This is a genomic window from Thalassolituus alkanivorans (assembly GCF_020447205.1).
Taxonomy (GTDB): Bacteria; Pseudomonadota; Gammaproteobacteria; order Pseudomonadales; family Oceanobacteraceae; genus Venatoribacter; species Venatoribacter alkanivorans.
The window spans coordinates 428,831-442,932 of record NZ_JAJAEL010000035.1 but is presented as its reverse complement, the minus strand read 5'-3'; the positions used below and the strand labels follow the sequence as shown (position 1 = coordinate 442,932).

The window sequence follows — 14,102 nt, the reverse complement described above, 5'->3', positions numbered from 1 at the left end:
ACGAAGCCATGAAAAAATACGCCGTATTCTTTGCCGTTATGCTGTCTTTTCTGTTGCCTGCCCAGGCCTCGGCAGGCATTCAGTACAGTCTGGAACATGAAGAGCAGATTGCCCGTGTCGGAGATCTGACCCTGAGTCGTACCCTGCTGGATATTTTTCTGCATAAACAGCAGAAAGCCGCGCAGGCCAGCGGTAAAACCCTGACCCTGCAAACCATTCTGCAACAGTTACTCGACGACGCCTTAATGGCGGAATACGCCCGCACGCATCTGACAGCCGGGCAGCTGAATCCGGAAAACCGCGTGGCTTTTGCTGCTGCAGTTGAGCGTCATAACCGTCTGGTTGCTTTATTGCGTGGCTATTTCAATGAGCAGATTGTCGCCAGTGTGAACGCCTTGCCGGGGAAAAATTTTTCCAGTCTGGTGCAGTGGAATCCTGAACTGAATGTGGAACGCCTGAATGCGCTGATTAAATTACAGCCAGGGCTGACCATTGATCTGACCCCGGAACAGAAAACCGCAGCTGCAGATTTTGCTGTGCTGAATACGGAACTGGCGGAAGGCGGCAAAGTCAGTCTGCTGGATATTTATCAGCGTCAGAATGTGCAGGGCCGTCTGGCGCTGCAGAGCGGTAATCTTGATTATTTACAGCAGCAGACACGGTTATATGTCGGTGGTCTGTATGTTCTGAACTGGGCGAAAAAGCAGCTCAGCGAGGCAGACTGGCAGGCGCTGCAACAGGTGATTCTGAATCAGGAACAGCGTCAGCGCTTACTGGCCAGCATGGGTATTAATATGGATATTCATGATGATAATCCGGCCCTGCGTGCACGTGCGGCCAGAATTACCGACGCTGAATTACAGGCTGGTTATAACGAACATAAAGACGATTTTCGCGTGGTCGAGCGTGCCAAAGTGCGGCATATCCGCGTGGCTGATCAGGCGCAGGCAGATGCCATCGTCGCCGAAATCCGCGGCGGTTTATCTTTTGCTGATGCAGTAAAGCGCTATTCCATTGCCGCTGATAAAGATAAAGGCGGCGAGCTGGGCTGGCTTAAACGCGGTGAAAAAGACCGCACCTGGCTGCACTCAGTGGCCTTTGTGCAACCTGCCGGGCAAGTGTCACCTGCATTCCGCAGTCCGCAGAACGAAGGCGATGTTGTGTACGAAATTCTCTGGGTGGATGAGCGGGTGGATGGTTATTTACCGCTGAGTGATGAAGGCGTGCGGTATGAGCTTTCGCATGAACTGGCGCGGGCAGCCTTGCAGCGGGAGCTGCAGGCGCTGCAGAAAAAATTGCGCAACGATGCCGATATTCACCTTAATCGTCGTCTGCAACCACAGAGCTGAAACCACCGATGAAGGCCAAAATCATAACCCTATTGCTGCTGGGAACAGGTGCTGGTCTGATTGCGGCTTTATTGTGGCTGCGTCAGGTGGATGTACTGGTGGGTGAGAACAATGCTTCGCCGCAGACAGAGGAGCCAGCTTACACACCAACCGTTGTGCCACCACTGCAGGCACCGGCTGCGCCGGATTCTGCCAGTGCAAAAAATGCAGACAACGCCATCCATGATCTGGATAACAGCGAGCTGGATGCCTGGCTGCCACGGCTGAACAGTGATGCCATTGCCAGTATGCAGGCTGCGCGTATTAACGGTGATCCGCGTGCGCCGAAACTGTCACCTTCGCGCCCGCGGGAAATGCCGACGGCCGAAGAGCTGGCCGATGAAGAGCAGTACCTGGCTTACGAGCAGCGTCAGGAAAAGCGTATGTTCCGCGCCTTTGTTGAGGCCAGCAAACAGAAAACCGCCCTGATTCAGCAGTATATTGATCAGGCTGAGGCTGGCGGTATCAGTGAAGAAGAAGTCGCTTTTGCGCGGGAAAAAATCCGCAAAATTGAAGAAATGGCCCTCAAACTGCAGCAGGAACATCCGGACATTATGCAGGACACCTTTAAACCGGAAGATAACTGGTTGCCGGCGGCTGATTAACGCAGCAGCTTTTAGTAACAAAACAGGAAAGAGGCAGGAGAGGCAGAAAAAACGGAACAAAGGCGCTGCCAGCCGGGCTGAACAGCACCTTTGCCAAAGAGTGGACTTGTCAGCCTATCTGACCCATTTTGTCGTAGCAATACGAAATTAAGATTAGAATCAGTCCACATTAAACACTAACAGTGCCTGTCGCTGTTGTTCTGCCAGGCCAGCCAGTTCATGGCTGAGCTGCTTCGTCTCGCTGGCTTTTTCTTCGGTACGGCGCGACTGCTCTGTCACCTCTGTACCGCGGCTCTGAATACTCTGACTTAACTCCAACTGTTCACCGCTGAGGCGCGATACACTCTCGCTGGTGTGGCGCATGGCCTCGACCGATTGCTGAATAGCATTCAGGGCCGTCCCGGCATGCTGCGCATGATTCACCATATCTTCACTCAGACGGTTTACGGCATTCAGCCCGCTGGCCGTGTTGTTAGCGCCCTGTTGCAGGTCGTCTACCAGTTGCTGAATCTCGCGGGTAGAGGCCGAGGTGCGGCTGGCCAGCGTGCGTACTTCATCGGCGACCACGGCAAAACCACGCCCCTGTTCACCGGCACGGGCCGCCTCGATCGCGGCGTTCAGCGCCAGCAGATTGGTCTGCTCAGCAATGCTGTTGATCACATCCAGCACGCTGCCGATATTTTCTGAATGACGGCGCAGGGACTCGGCGTTATCAGCGGCCTGCCGTATCTGTTCGCTGGAGCGGCCAATAGTGCTGACCAGCTGCTGTACCGTATTGCTGCCTTCGTCAACTCTGGACGCGGCTTCCAGCGTGGCCTGTTCCGCGCTTTGCGCGACATTGCGTACTTCTGCTGCTGCTGCCGCCACCCGTGCGATCTGCTGACCATTGATGGCGGCTTCCTGTGTCTGCTGCTGTGCAACCTCGCCGGTTTCCTGCGCCAGCTGCAGCAGGGTTCCGGCAGCACGGCTGAGGTGCTGACCGTTGCTGTGCATACCGCCCAGGGTTGATGCCATAGTGCTCAGCATTTTATCGAAGGCGGCGGCCAGTTCGCCCAGCTCGTCTTGGCTGTTAATGCCGGTGCGGCGGCTCAGGTCTTTACTCTGTTCGATACCAATCACATGGTTACGGATGGTCCGTAACGGATTAAGAATGCGGCGGTAACCAAACCAGCCCAGTGCCAGCATGGCGCTGATGGTTACCACTGCCATCAGCGCAATGGTGCGGATGGTGGCGCGGGTGTCGCTCAGCGCCTGTTGCTGTCCTGCTGCGGCCAGCCCGCTTTGCAGGCTGATCAGTTGATCGGTCAGCTGCAGCATGGGCGCCAGCTGTGGGTACATATCCATATCGATATAACCGCCCATGCTGTACGACTCGCGTTCGGCCACAAACTGCTGCAGCCGGGTAATCACCGCCAGTGCTTTATCGTAAGCACCGGCTTGCTGGCTGATGGCTTCCTGTTCGGTATTGGTCAGGCCGCTGGCCAGATATTGCTGCCAGTTGTTTTCGATCTGCTCGCGTGCCTGCTGCAGCCGCTGGCCTGCGTCGTCCCATAACAGCATCTGTGCCCGGCTCTGATGAGCAACATCCACCACATTAGCGGCATAAGCGCGGCTGATACCACTTAACAGCCAGACCGGCTGCATACGTTGTTCAAATAAACGGGTGGCGTTATTCACCACCACTGGCATCTGCATCCAGACGTAAAAAAACATAATACTGGCCAGTAAAGCCGGCAGTGCAGCCATCAGAATCAAACGGTGGCGGATTCGCATGTAGGTACCCGTATTTAAAAGAGTTCAGAAAGTCTGAGGAAAGAATAGAGGTTACGGATGCAGCTTTTAGGCGGGAAATATGAAGGTTTTATGACAATCGGCAGTGCGGCTACAAAGGCGTAACAAGTTTCCTGTTTTTTTATCGCGGCTGTTACCGGAGGTTACCGGGCACAACCTGTGGTTACGCAAAGTTGTTGATAAAGGCCAGCGAAAATAAGTGAAAATTAAAGCTGGTTATGAGGTGTTTTTTACGGATTTTTTCAGACAAACCGCAGGTAATTAATGGAAAAATAAAAGGAGGCAAAGCCTCCTTTTATTTTGGTTACTACTCTCAGTAAGCAACACCAATCCGCTGTTTTGGATGAGCATTATTTTCGGCTTCATCAATCATTGCCACGGCATAATCCTGTACTGAAATACGGCTGTTACCTTCAGCATCGCTGACCAGACTGTCACCGCCGGTGCGGTAGTTGCCGCTGCGCTCACCGGGGAAAATTTCTGCCGCCGGGCTGATAAAGGTCCAGTTCATGGCGCTGTGGCTGTTGCGGAATACCGCCAGCGCTTCCCCCTGAGCTGTAGCTTCATCTTTATACGCTTGTGGGAATTCCGGCAGCGATAACAGAGTGACGCCAGGCGCAACTTCCAGACTGCCGGCACCGCCGACCCAGAGCAGACGATTAACCCCGGCTGCCGGTAATTCGCTGAGCAGACGCTGGGCTGACGCCGCAACAATCTCATGGTTACCGGCGGCACGGCCGCCGATGCTGGCGATGACCAGATCGGCACCGGCAACTGCCGCAGCGATGCTGGCGCTGTCGCCGGCTGTCAGGTCGAGGCTGCGTTTTTCCACACCCGTCGCCGCAATGTTGCTGCTGTCACGGGCAATGGCGATGGCGTCGTGGCCGCGGCTTTGTGCCTCTGCTACCAGAGTTGAACCAATCCAGCCGGTCGCACCAATAATGGCAAGTTTCATAATCTGTCCTCTTGTGTTTGAAAGTGGTTATCTGTGTTTGAATGCGACCAGTCTATTGGTTCGGTGTGTGGCGATAAATATTCGTATATGATCGTGTTTGTATCTGATACTGATCAAATAAGGGGCGGCTGTGGATAAACTCAATGCCATGCGCAGTTTTGTTGAAGTCGCCGCCTGCGGCAGTTTTACCGCAGCGGCTGAGCAGCTTGGCCAGAGCCGGCTGCGTGTCAGCCGCGATGTACAGGAGCTGGAAGACTGGCTGCAACTGCGCCTGCTGCACCGCACCACGCGCAGGGCCAGTCTGACCGGTGCCGGCGAAGAAGCCTTGCGTTACTGCGAGCGCATTCTCAGCGAAGCCGCCGAACTGGAGAGCCGCGCGCGGCTGCATACGGCCGAGCTGGTGGGCGATATCCGCATTGCCAGCCCGATTGGCCTGGGTCAGAACCTGCTGCTGGATCTGATTGAACGCTTCAGCGCCCAGCATCCGCAGGTGCGTTTTCACCTGTTGCTGTCGGATAAAAATGCCCAACTGGTGGACGAGCGGGTCGATATTGCCCTGCGTTATACCGTGCAGCCGGATGACAGCCTGATTGCCCGGCGGCTGATGGCGGTGGATTCCATGCTCTGTGCCAGCCCGGACTATCTGGCCCGTTACGGCAAGCCGGTAACACCGGCGGATCTGGCCAGCCACAACTGTCTGATTCATCTGGTGCAGCAGCGCTGGCAGTTTCTGCATAACGGTCAGCTGCTGGAGCAGGAGGTGAACGGCAGCCTGTTCGCCAATGATATGGGCGTGCTGGTGCGTGCCGCCTGCAGGGGCATGGGTATTGCCCGGCTGCCCTGTGACCTCGGCAATCCGTTGCTGGTCAGTGGGGCATTAGAACCGTTGCTGGAAGACTATCCGCTGCCGCAACATGCCTTGTGGGCGGTGTATTTATCGCGCAGTTATCAGCAGCCGGTTATCCGTGCCTTTATTGATTTTGCTGCGGAGCACTGGCAGCAGGATGTGTTGCGGCCCTGATCGTTCTGTGGGGCTGATTGTTCTGTGGGACTGATTGTTCTGTGGGACTGATTGTTCTGTGGGACTGATTGTTCTGTGGGACTGATTGTTCTGTGGGTATGGCAACGCGGCTCAGCGTTATTCTTATCGGGCTGATAACCAATCAGTATTGGCCGAGCAGGCTCTGCTTCTTTATTGTCAAAGGATACAGACCGTATTAATGACATAGGAATACAGCATGAGTGACTTCCGCAGCGAACGCGACAGCATGGGCGAGTTACAGGTACCGGCTGATGCTCTCTACGGTGCCCAGACCCAGCGGGCGATCAATAATTTTCCGGTCAGTGGTCAGACTCTGCCCGAGCCATTTATCCGTGCACTGTTACTGGTAAAAGCCGCCGCTGCGCGCGCCAACAGTAAGCTGGGCGAACTGGATCAGGATATCGCCGTCGCCATTGAACAGGCGGTGCAGTCGTTGCTGCAGAGTCCTGACATGATGCAGCATTTTCCGCTGGACGTATTTCAGACCGGTTCCGGCACCAGCTCCAATATGAATGCCAACGAAGTTCTGGCCACGCTGGCTGCACGCACTCTGCAGAAAACGGTCAGCCCGAACGATCACGTTAATGCCGGACAGAGCAGTAACGACAGCATTCCCTCGGCGATTCATATCAGTGCCGCTTTATTGTTGCAGCAGCAATTATTACCGGCGCTGGAGCATCTGCAGCAAAGTATCGAACGCAAAGCCGTGAGTCTTGCGCATATTGTTAAAACCGGTCGCACCCATTTAATGGATGCCATGCCGTTGCGTATGGATCAGAGCCTGAACAGCTGGGCTACACAGATTGCGCAGAATATTCACGCCTTAAAAATGCAGCAGCCGGCGATTCAGTCACTGGCACAGGGCGGTACCGCCATCGGTACCGGGGTGAATGCCCATGCACAGTTTGCCGGTGCGTTCTGTGCCGAATTGTCGGTATTAACCGGTACGATTTTTACTCCGGCAGACAATCCCTTTACTCATATTGCTACTCAGGATATTGCTGTGGCCTTGTCGGGCCAGTTAAAAACCTGTGCGGTTTCGTTAATGAAAATCGCCAATGATTTACGCTGGATGAATTCAGGGCCATTGGCCGGATTGGGCGAAATTGAATTACCGGCACTGCAGCCCGGCTCGTCTATTATGCCAGGCAAAGTAAATCCGGTAATTCCGGAAGCGGTGGCTATGGTCTGTGCGCAGGTGATCGGTAACGACAGCGCGATTACCATTGCCGGTCAGTCCGGTAATTTCGAGTTAAATGTCATGCTGCCACTGGTGGCGCGTAATCTGTGTGAAAGTCTGAGCCTGCTGGCCAATGTCAGCCGTTTACTGGCCGATAACGCTATCAGTGGTTTTAAGGTAAACGAAGATAATCTGAATAAAGCGCTGGCGCGTAATCCGATTCTGGTAGCAGCATTAAATCCGGTGATTGGTTATTTAAAAGCCGCTGAAATCGCCAAGCAGGCGTATAAAGAAAACCGGCCGGTGATTGATGTAGCACTGGAACATACCGATTTAAGCCGGGAAGAGCTGGAGCGTTTGCTTGAGCCTAAACTGTTAACAGGCAAATAAACGTTTAAATATGCGCGGCATATTCATAGCCGCGCCAGTTATTTTCAGCGTTTATTATGCTTGCTGAAAACCATAAAAACTTCCCAGTCCGAGCATCTGTGTCAGCTCGTCCAGAGCATTCTTTGATTCATCAAACAGGGCTGGGTCGGCCAGATCCGCAGGTACTAATTCGTCGCGGTAATGGCGTTTTACCCAATCCTGTAAGCTATTGATTTTTTCGTCGCTGAGCATAAAGGCCGGATTTACCGCCGCCCGTTCGCGGGCCGTTAATATCACCCGCAAACGTAAGCAGGCCGGGCCACCACCGTTGCTCATACTCTGGCGCACATCAACAAACTGCACCTGACGGATAGGCTGGCTGTTATCCGTCAGCAGTTCATTCAGATAGGTTTTTACGGCCTGATTATCGGCGCATTCTGAAGGGGCAATTAAACACATGTTGTTCATATCGGCGCTGCCGTCAGCGTTAATGGCGGCCAGCAGCTGGCTGTTAAATAAATAACTGCTGATGGCGTCACTGAGGCTGACTTTGCTGGCTGGTACGCACAGGCTTTGCAGTGGCAGCCACTGATTTAATTCACTGAAGGCGCGGTCGCGCGCTTTGTCTTCGTAAGCCTGCTCATGAAAAAACAGCAGTGGCCCGTTACCGACGGCCACTACATCGTTATGAAACGCACCGGCATTAATCGCATGACGGCTCTGCTGTAAAAAAACGGCATGGCGCAATCCGTGCTGGCGGGCGATGGCTTCGCAGGCTTCACGGCTTTGTCGTGCCGGAAACGTCAGCGCGGCGAGATCGGTATTGGTATCACGGCCATAAACAAATAAGCCTACCCCGGGGCTCTGATAATCGGCACTCAGGCGGGTGTGGTTGGCCGCACCTTCGTCGGCAAAGCGGTGAATCGCCGGTAACGCCGGATGCACGGCAAAGCGTTCTTTATCAGGGAACATGGCATTTAAAGTAATGAAGGTCTGTTCATGTTCGATGGCGCGGTGGGCGGTGGTGAGCAGGTTGGCCGGGGTAAAGTGCACCCGGCCGTCGTTGCTGTCGGCGGATGGTGTGACGGTAGCGGCATTGGCGGCCCACATGGAGGAGGCGGAATACACCATCGACAACAGCGCCGGAGCTTCTTTCGCAGCGCGGTTCAGCAGCTGGTGATCGCTGCCGCTGAAGCCAAGGCGGCGCAGCACGTTCAGGTCGGGACGCATCTGCGGTGGCATAAAGCCCTGTGGATAACCCATGTTCAGCAGCGTGCGCATTTTCTCCAGCCCCTGCAACGCCGCCTGTTTCGGACTGGAACGGCTCAGGGCATTGCGGCTGGAGGCCAGATTACCGCTGGCAAGACCGCCGTAATGGTGAGTCGGGCCGATCAGCCCGTCAAAGTTAACTTCCTGCACGGTCTGTTGAGCCTGTTGTTCCTGTTCCTGTTGTTCCTGAGCAGTCTGGGCAGTTTGGGTGTTCATGGACGGAAACCTGTACCTGAAGGGGAAACGTAATCGTGGGTTAACGGGCCACTGCTGATGGCCTGTGGCCAGGCGCAGTAATCGGCGGCATAGAAGGCGCTGGGGCGGTGGTTGCCACTGGCACCGATACCGCCGAACGGCAGTGCGCTGGAGGCTCCGGCGGTCGGTGCGTTGATGCTGATAACCCCGGCGCGGATCTGCGCGCGGAACTGCTGCTGCTGTTGTGGATCATCGCTGATTAAACCAGCGGCCAGACCAAAGCGGCTGTTGTTGGCCAGTCTGATGGCGTCGTCAAAGCGGGTCGTGCGGTACAGCTGCAGCAGCGGGCCGAACCATTCTTCATCCGGCGCGGGCTGCGCGCCGGTCATATCGATCAGCCCAGGCGACAGTAAAAAACCGGCGCTGCCAATGGCGCTCATACTCAGTAATGCTTTTCCGCCGAGGCTGATTAACTGTTGTTGCGCGGCCAGCAATTGCTGCTGCGCACGGGCGCTGATTAGCGGCCCGTAAAACGCCTGCTCATCGCCCTTTGGTTGCAGAATCAGCCGCGCACAGACTGCCAGCAGTGCCTTTACGATGGCGTCGCACTGCGCGGCTGTGCCCGTCAGAATCAGGCGCCGGGCGCAGGTGCAGCGTTGCCCGGCACTGACAAAGGCGCTGCGTACAATCAGCTCGGCGGCGTGTTGCGCATGCACGTTACCATCGACAATTAACGGATTGTTGCCACCCATCTCCAGCGCCAAAAGCACTTCCGGACGGCCGCCAAATTGCTGGTGCAGCAGGCGCCCGGTATTGGAGGAGCCGGTAAACAGCAGGCCATCAATCGGCTGCTGCGCCAGAGCTTCGCCAACCTCACGCCCGCCCTGCAGAAGATTCAGTACGCCGGCCGGAAGACCGGCGGCCTGCCACAGTTCTGCGGTTTTTTCGGCGCATAACGGCGTCTCTTCGCTGGGTTTAAAGACCAGGGTGTTGCCCGCCAGCAGCGCCGGCACAATATGGCCATTGGGCAGGTGGCCGGGAAAATTATAAGGGCCGAATACGGCCATGACGCCGTGGGCATGATGCTGCAGACCGGGCTGGTTGTTGCCGGTGCGCTGCTGATAGGCGCGGATGCTGATATCAACCTTGTTGATCATGGCGCTGACTTCGGTCAGGGCTTCCCAGTGCGGTTTGCCGGTTTCGAGGCTGATGGTGCCGGCCAAAGCCTCCTGCTGTTGTTGTAGCTGTGTGGCGAAGGCCTGCAGTATCTGCAGGCGCGGCTCAAAACCCAGAGCGGCCCAGGCCGGTTGGGCGGTGCGGGCGGCGGCAACGGCAGCAGCAACCTGAGCGGCGCTGGCGCTGGCCTTACGCCAGACCGGTGTAGCGTCGGCCGGGTTTAAGGATTCAAATTCCGGGCCTTCACCGGCAAGCCACTGGCCATTGATTAACAGGCTCATCATGCCCCCAGCTGTTCCGGAATAAAGGCCAGTGGCTGGCCGGGTTGTACGCCCAGATGACCCAATGCACTGGCGCTCAGAGCCAGCCGCTGCTGGCCGTTTTGCGCTATCAGTTGCGCTTCGGTACAGATCACGCGGAACTGCTGCCAGCTGGGGTTGGCGATGATCAGCGACTGACTGTCATCGGCGTCTTCATCGTCGCTGGTGTCGGCGCAGAGCGCACTGCTCAGCTGGCGGATAGCGCGCACGCTGCGGATATTGCTCAGCTCGGCGCGCATCAATGGCCCGGCGTCGAAGATATCCACCACCCGGTCGTAGCTGAAACCTTCCAGTTCCAGCAGTTGTTTGGCGCGCCGGCCGGCGTCGGCGGGCTTGCCGATAACGGCCTGTGCCGCTTCCGGCAGCAGGCTGGTATAGATCGGGTATTTGGGCATCAGCTCGGTAATAAACTGATTAGAGCCGATGCCACACAGGGTATCGGCCTCATCGAATTCCATCTGAAAAAAGTGGCGGCCAATGGCATCCCAGAACGGGCTGTTGCCCTGTTCGTCGGTCCAGCCGCGCAGCTCGGCGATAACCGACTCGGCGAAGCGTCCGGCAAACAGACCCATCAGCAGATAACGCGAGCGTGCCAGCCAGTGGCCGTTGCCACGGTAGGTGGGGTCAAGAAACAGTGCGCCGACTTCGGAGCAGTCGGTGTAGTCGTTGGTCAGGTGCAGCAGCTGGCTGCGGACCTGCTTATTCAGCGAGTGGGAATGGTGGGTCAGGCTCATCAGACGGTAGGCATAGAACGCCTGACGCGCACCGGTCATGGCGTGTACGCCGGCGGTGCCGACCACCTTGTTGTGGCGGCTGTCTTCCATCACCAGAAAAAAGAAGTCGTCGCGGTGTTTGTCCTGACGTTCGAAGCTGTCACAGGACAGCTGAATCCGGTCGAGCAGGGCACCTTCGTCCTGCGGCAGAGAAGTCATACCTTCACCGGCTTTTTCTGCCAGCTCCAGCAGGTCGTGTACATCAGCGGCGATGGCCGGCCGGACAATCAGCATAAGGCGGGGTTCTCCTTGTCAGGGGTAGACAGCTTCCGTTGAATCAGCTTTTCGATAAAGACCACCGTCAGCGCCGCGCGTTCGGCAAAACTGTCGGTGCAGGCGTATTCCTGTTCGGTATGAATATTGGCACCGCGCACCCCGAGGGTATCAATATTAGCGAGACCGGCGGCGGCGAGATTATTGCCTTCGCAGCAACCGCCGGTGGCGACCCAGCGGATATCCAGCCCCAGCTCAGCACCGCATTCATGCAGCAGGCTGAACAGCGCCTGCTGGCGTTCGTTCATCGGCTTGGGCGGGCGGTTAAAGTGGCCGTGCAGGGTCAGCTCGCAGCCACTGCTGGTCTGCACTTTTTGCACGATCTGCTGCATCTGTTGTTCAAGCACGGCCATCTGTGAGGCTTCATCCATGCGGACATTAAACCGGCAGATACATTGATCCGGTACCACATTCACCGCGCCGCCACCGCTGATCTGGCCAATGTTGACGGTGATGCCCTGTTGCTGATCGCTGAGCTGTGCCAGTTGTTGTGCGGCATCGGCAATGGCCAGTACGGCATTGCGGCCGGAAAAGAAATCGCGTCCGGCATGGGTGCTGTGGCCACGGGCGCTGAGGGTAAAGTTGCCGCTGCCTTTGCGCGCTCCGGCCAGAGTGCCGTCTTCCAGCGCCGGTTCGTAGGTCATACCGACATGGGCCTGTGCGGCCAGTTCGGCCAATACCGGCGCAGAGGAAGGTGAGCCGATTTCTTCGTCGGGAGATATGGCGAGAGTAAAACCAAAATGTTCTTTTAATGGCGACTGCTGCAGCCAGTGCAGGGCTTCGGCCAGCATGACCAGTCCGCCTTTCATATCGGCGGTGCCGGGGCCGTGCAGGCGGTCAGCGCGGATTTCGCATTGGTTAAACGCGCTGTTGGCGGGAAAGACGGTATCGCTGTGGCCGGTAAACAGAATCTGCAGCGCGGCGTCGGGGCGGGCGCGGAAGATCTGCATCGGTGCGCAGGGTGATTCGAGCAGGCTGCCGTTGTCGGCAATCTGGCTGAGGGGCGCCAGTTCACGGTATTCCACCGTATCGGATAGCGGTGCAAACAGCTGATGCAGGCCAGCCTGTACCTGACGGATGCCGCTCAGGTGGCGGCTGCCGGAGTTGATTTCACATAACGCCCGCAGAGTATCGATCATACTGCCGGTACGGGCTTCCAGTGCAGCCAACAGTGCCTGCCGCTCAGCATTGCCTGTGAGGGGCATATACGCCTCCTTCATTCGTCCTGTGACAGGTATAGCATTAACGCATCGGCAATGACCATTACCGCAATCCGTTTACTTTCTCAGAAGCGGATTACACTGAAAATACAGCCTGACCGGTTTGTCTGTTTTTATGCGCTTTAGGGCCGACAGGCCCTGAAAATAAAAGGAGTGCCTTATGGATGATTCTGACCTGAAAAAGCTGATCGCTGAAGATGCGGACGTCATTTTGCACCCGGCCTCATCCATCAGCGCATTGCTCAGCAATGGCCCGCAGATGATCTGCGCCGCCGATGGTTGCATGATTGAAGACGCGCAGGGGCGGCGATATCTGGATGCGGTCGGCGGACTCTGGTGTGTGAATGCCGGCTATGGCCGTGCTGAACTGGCGCAGGCAATGAAAGAGGCCGCAGAAAAACTCAGCTATTACCACACCTTCAGCAATGCCTCGAACCCCTGGCAGGTACAACTGGCGGAAAAACTGCTGAGTATCGCGCCGGCCGGGTTGGGCAAAGTATTTTTTGGCAGTGGTGGCAGCGATGCCAACGACACGCTGATTAAAATCGCCTGGCATTATCATGCGCTGCGCGGCCAGCATAAAAAAATTAAAGTCATCGCCCGTCAGCAGGCGTATCACGGTACGTCGGTCAGCACCGCCAGCCTGACCGGGCTGGGTGGTTTCCATAAAGAATTTCCGCTGCCGCTGGATTTTGTGCTGCGGGTCGAGTGTCCGCATTTCTACACCCGCGCTTTGCCCGGTGAAGACGAAGTGCAATTCTGTGAGCGTTTAATCGACGAAGTACGGCAGTTAATCAACACCACCGGGGCTGAGAATATCGCTGCCTTTTTTGCCGAGCCCATTCATGCCGCCGGTGGCATTATCGAGCCGCCCGCCGGTTATTACCAAAAGCTTAAAGCGCTGCTGGCTGAGCACGATATTTTACTGGTCGCCGACGAAGTGGTGTGCGGTTATGGCCGGCTGGGAAGTTGGTTTGGTTCACCCCAGCTGGGGCTGGTGCCGGATATGATGGCCACGGCCAAAGGTCTGACCAGTGGCTATTTTCCGATGTCGGCGGCTTTTATTACCAATGATATCTGGCAGGTGCTGAAACAGGGCTCCGATAAACTCGGCGCCTTTTCCCACGGCTATACCTACTCCGGCCATCCGGTCGGCGCGGCGGTAGCATTGGCGAATATTGAGTTGCTGGAGCGCGAAGGGTTGGTGGAGAAAGCGCGGGAAAACGGTGCTTACCTGCATCAGCGGTTGCATGACGTGTTTGACGGACATCCGCATGTGGGCGAAATCCGCGGTCGCGGTTTACTCGCCGGGGTGCAGCTGGTGGCCGATAAAGCGCAGAAAATATTGCCGGATGCCGGTGAAAAATGGCCGCTTAAGGTCAGTAATGCCGTACGCGAACGGGGCGTGATTGTGCGGCCTTTGCCCAGCGTGGCAACCCTGGCAATCTCGCCGCCCTTAACCATTTCGCGCGAACAGATTGATACTCTGGTGATGGCCTTGCAGGAGGCTGTTAATGAACAGCTGCCGGCTTAGCAGCGAACGGAT

At 56.5% G+C, this 14,102-nt stretch carries 11 protein-coding genes; 5 read left to right on the top strand and 6 right to left on the bottom strand.

Annotation, left to right across the window (positions count from 1 at the left end; genetic code table 11):
• Positions 1–8 precede the first annotated feature (8 nt).
• Together LGT44_RS12545 and LGT44_RS12540 are read left to right on the top strand one after the other, a co-directional pair.
• Complete coding sequence (locus tag LGT44_RS12545) at positions 9–1,349, top strand: peptidylprolyl isomerase (protein WP_230332583.1); 1,341 nt, start codon at positions 9–11, stop codon at positions 1,347–1,349.
• Positions 1,350–1,357: 8 nt separating this feature from the next.
• Complete coding sequence (locus tag LGT44_RS12540; RefSeq protein WP_225692070.1) at positions 1,358–1,993, top strand: hypothetical protein; 636 nt, start codon at positions 1,358–1,360, stop codon at positions 1,991–1,993.
• Between the two features lie 159 nt (positions 1,994–2,152).
• On the opposite strand, the gene LGT44_RS12535 is transcribed toward LGT44_RS12540, so the two are convergent.
• Both LGT44_RS12535 and LGT44_RS12530 read right to left on the bottom strand, forming a co-directional pair.
• Entirely contained in the window at positions 2,153–3,766 is a 1,614-nt protein-coding gene (locus tag LGT44_RS12535; RefSeq protein ID WP_230332584.1) for a methyl-accepting chemotaxis protein, read from the bottom strand.
• Between the two features lie 331 nt (positions 3,767–4,097).
• A complete protein-coding gene (locus LGT44_RS12530; RefSeq protein WP_230332585.1) occupies positions 4,098–4,739 on the bottom strand; it encodes an NAD(P)-dependent oxidoreductase in 642 nt (213 codons plus the stop codon).
• Between the two features lie 130 nt (positions 4,740–4,869).
• Between LGT44_RS12530 and LGT44_RS12525 the strand changes: the two genes are divergently transcribed.
• Positions 4,870–5,760 carry a LysR family transcriptional regulator gene (locus LGT44_RS12525; protein ID WP_230332586.1) on the top strand — a complete coding sequence of 297 codons (891 nt, stop codon included), beginning with the start codon at positions 4,870–4,872 and terminating at the stop codon, positions 5,758–5,760.
• A 217-nt stretch (positions 5,761–5,977) separates the two neighbouring features.
• On the top strand, positions 5,978–7,351 hold the full coding sequence (locus tag LGT44_RS12520) for a class II fumarate hydratase (RefSeq protein WP_230332587.1): 1,374 nt from the start codon (positions 5,978–5,980) through the stop codon (positions 7,349–7,351).
• 54 nt (positions 7,352–7,405) lie between these two features.
• Here LGT44_RS12520 and astB read toward each other — a convergent pair whose 3' ends face one another.
• Genes astB through LGT44_RS12500 form a run of 4 tightly spaced genes read right to left on the bottom strand, consistent with a single transcriptional unit; the run spans position 7,406 to position 12,541 of the window.
• On the bottom strand, positions 7,406–8,815 hold the full coding sequence (astB, locus tag LGT44_RS12515; RefSeq protein WP_230332588.1) for an N-succinylarginine dihydrolase: 1,410 nt from the start codon (positions 8,813–8,815) through the stop codon (positions 7,406–7,408).
• Positions 8,812–10,254: a succinylglutamate-semialdehyde dehydrogenase gene (gene astD / locus LGT44_RS12510; protein ID WP_230332589.1), complete on the bottom strand. Its 1,443-nt coding sequence runs from the start codon at positions 10,252–10,254 to the stop codon at positions 8,812–8,814. The genes astB and astD overlap by 4 nt, the downstream gene beginning before the upstream one ends.
• Positions 10,251–11,297: an arginine N-succinyltransferase gene (locus tag LGT44_RS12505; RefSeq protein ID WP_230332590.1), complete on the bottom strand. Its 1,047-nt coding sequence runs from the start codon at positions 11,295–11,297 to the stop codon at positions 10,251–10,253. The genes astD and LGT44_RS12505 overlap by 4 nt, the downstream gene beginning before the upstream one ends.
• Positions 11,291–12,541, bottom strand: coding sequence for a hydrolase (locus LGT44_RS12500; RefSeq protein ID WP_230332591.1), 1,251 nt, complete (start codon positions 12,539–12,541; stop codon positions 11,291–11,293). The genes LGT44_RS12505 and LGT44_RS12500 overlap by 7 nt, the downstream gene beginning before the upstream one ends.
• A gap of 175 nt (positions 12,542–12,716) precedes the next feature.
• Between LGT44_RS12500 and LGT44_RS12495 the strand changes: the two genes are divergently transcribed.
• Positions 12,717–14,090: an aminotransferase family protein gene (locus tag LGT44_RS12495; protein ID WP_230332592.1), complete on the top strand. Its 1,374-nt coding sequence runs from the start codon at positions 12,717–12,719 to the stop codon at positions 14,088–14,090.
• The last annotated feature ends 12 nt before the right edge of the window (positions 14,091–14,102 follow it).

Coding starts and splice junctions, on each gene's coding strand:
- LGT44_RS12545 (WP_230332583.1), top strand. CDS start 9: ATGAAAAAATACGCCGTATTCTTTGCCGTTATGCTGTCTTTTCTGTTG.
- LGT44_RS12540 (WP_225692070.1), top strand. CDS start 1,358: ATGAAGGCCAAAATCATAACCCTATTGCTGCTGGGAACAGGTGCTGGT.
- LGT44_RS12535 (WP_230332584.1), bottom strand. CDS start 3,766: ATGCGAATCCGCCACCGTTTGATTCTGATGGCTGCACTGCCGGCTTTA.
- LGT44_RS12530 (WP_230332585.1), bottom strand. CDS start 4,739: ATGAAACTTGCCATTATTGGTGCGACCGGCTGGATTGGTTCAACTCTG.
- LGT44_RS12520 (WP_230332587.1), top strand. CDS start 5,978: ATGAGTGACTTCCGCAGCGAACGCGACAGCATGGGCGAGTTACAGGTA.
- astB (WP_230332588.1), bottom strand. CDS start 8,815: ATGAACACCCAAACTGCCCAGACTGCTCAGGAACAACAGGAACAGGAA.
- astD (WP_230332589.1), bottom strand. CDS start 10,254: ATGATGAGCCTGTTAATCAATGGCCAGTGGCTTGCCGGTGAAGGCCCG.
- LGT44_RS12505 (WP_230332590.1), bottom strand. CDS start 11,297: ATGCTGATTGTCCGGCCGGCCATCGCCGCTGATGTACACGACCTGCTG.
- LGT44_RS12500 (WP_230332591.1), bottom strand. CDS start 12,541: ATGCCCCTCACAGGCAATGCTGAGCGGCAGGCACTGTTGGCTGCACTG.
- LGT44_RS12495 (WP_230332592.1), top strand. CDS start 12,717: ATGGATGATTCTGACCTGAAAAAGCTGATCGCTGAAGATGCGGACGTC.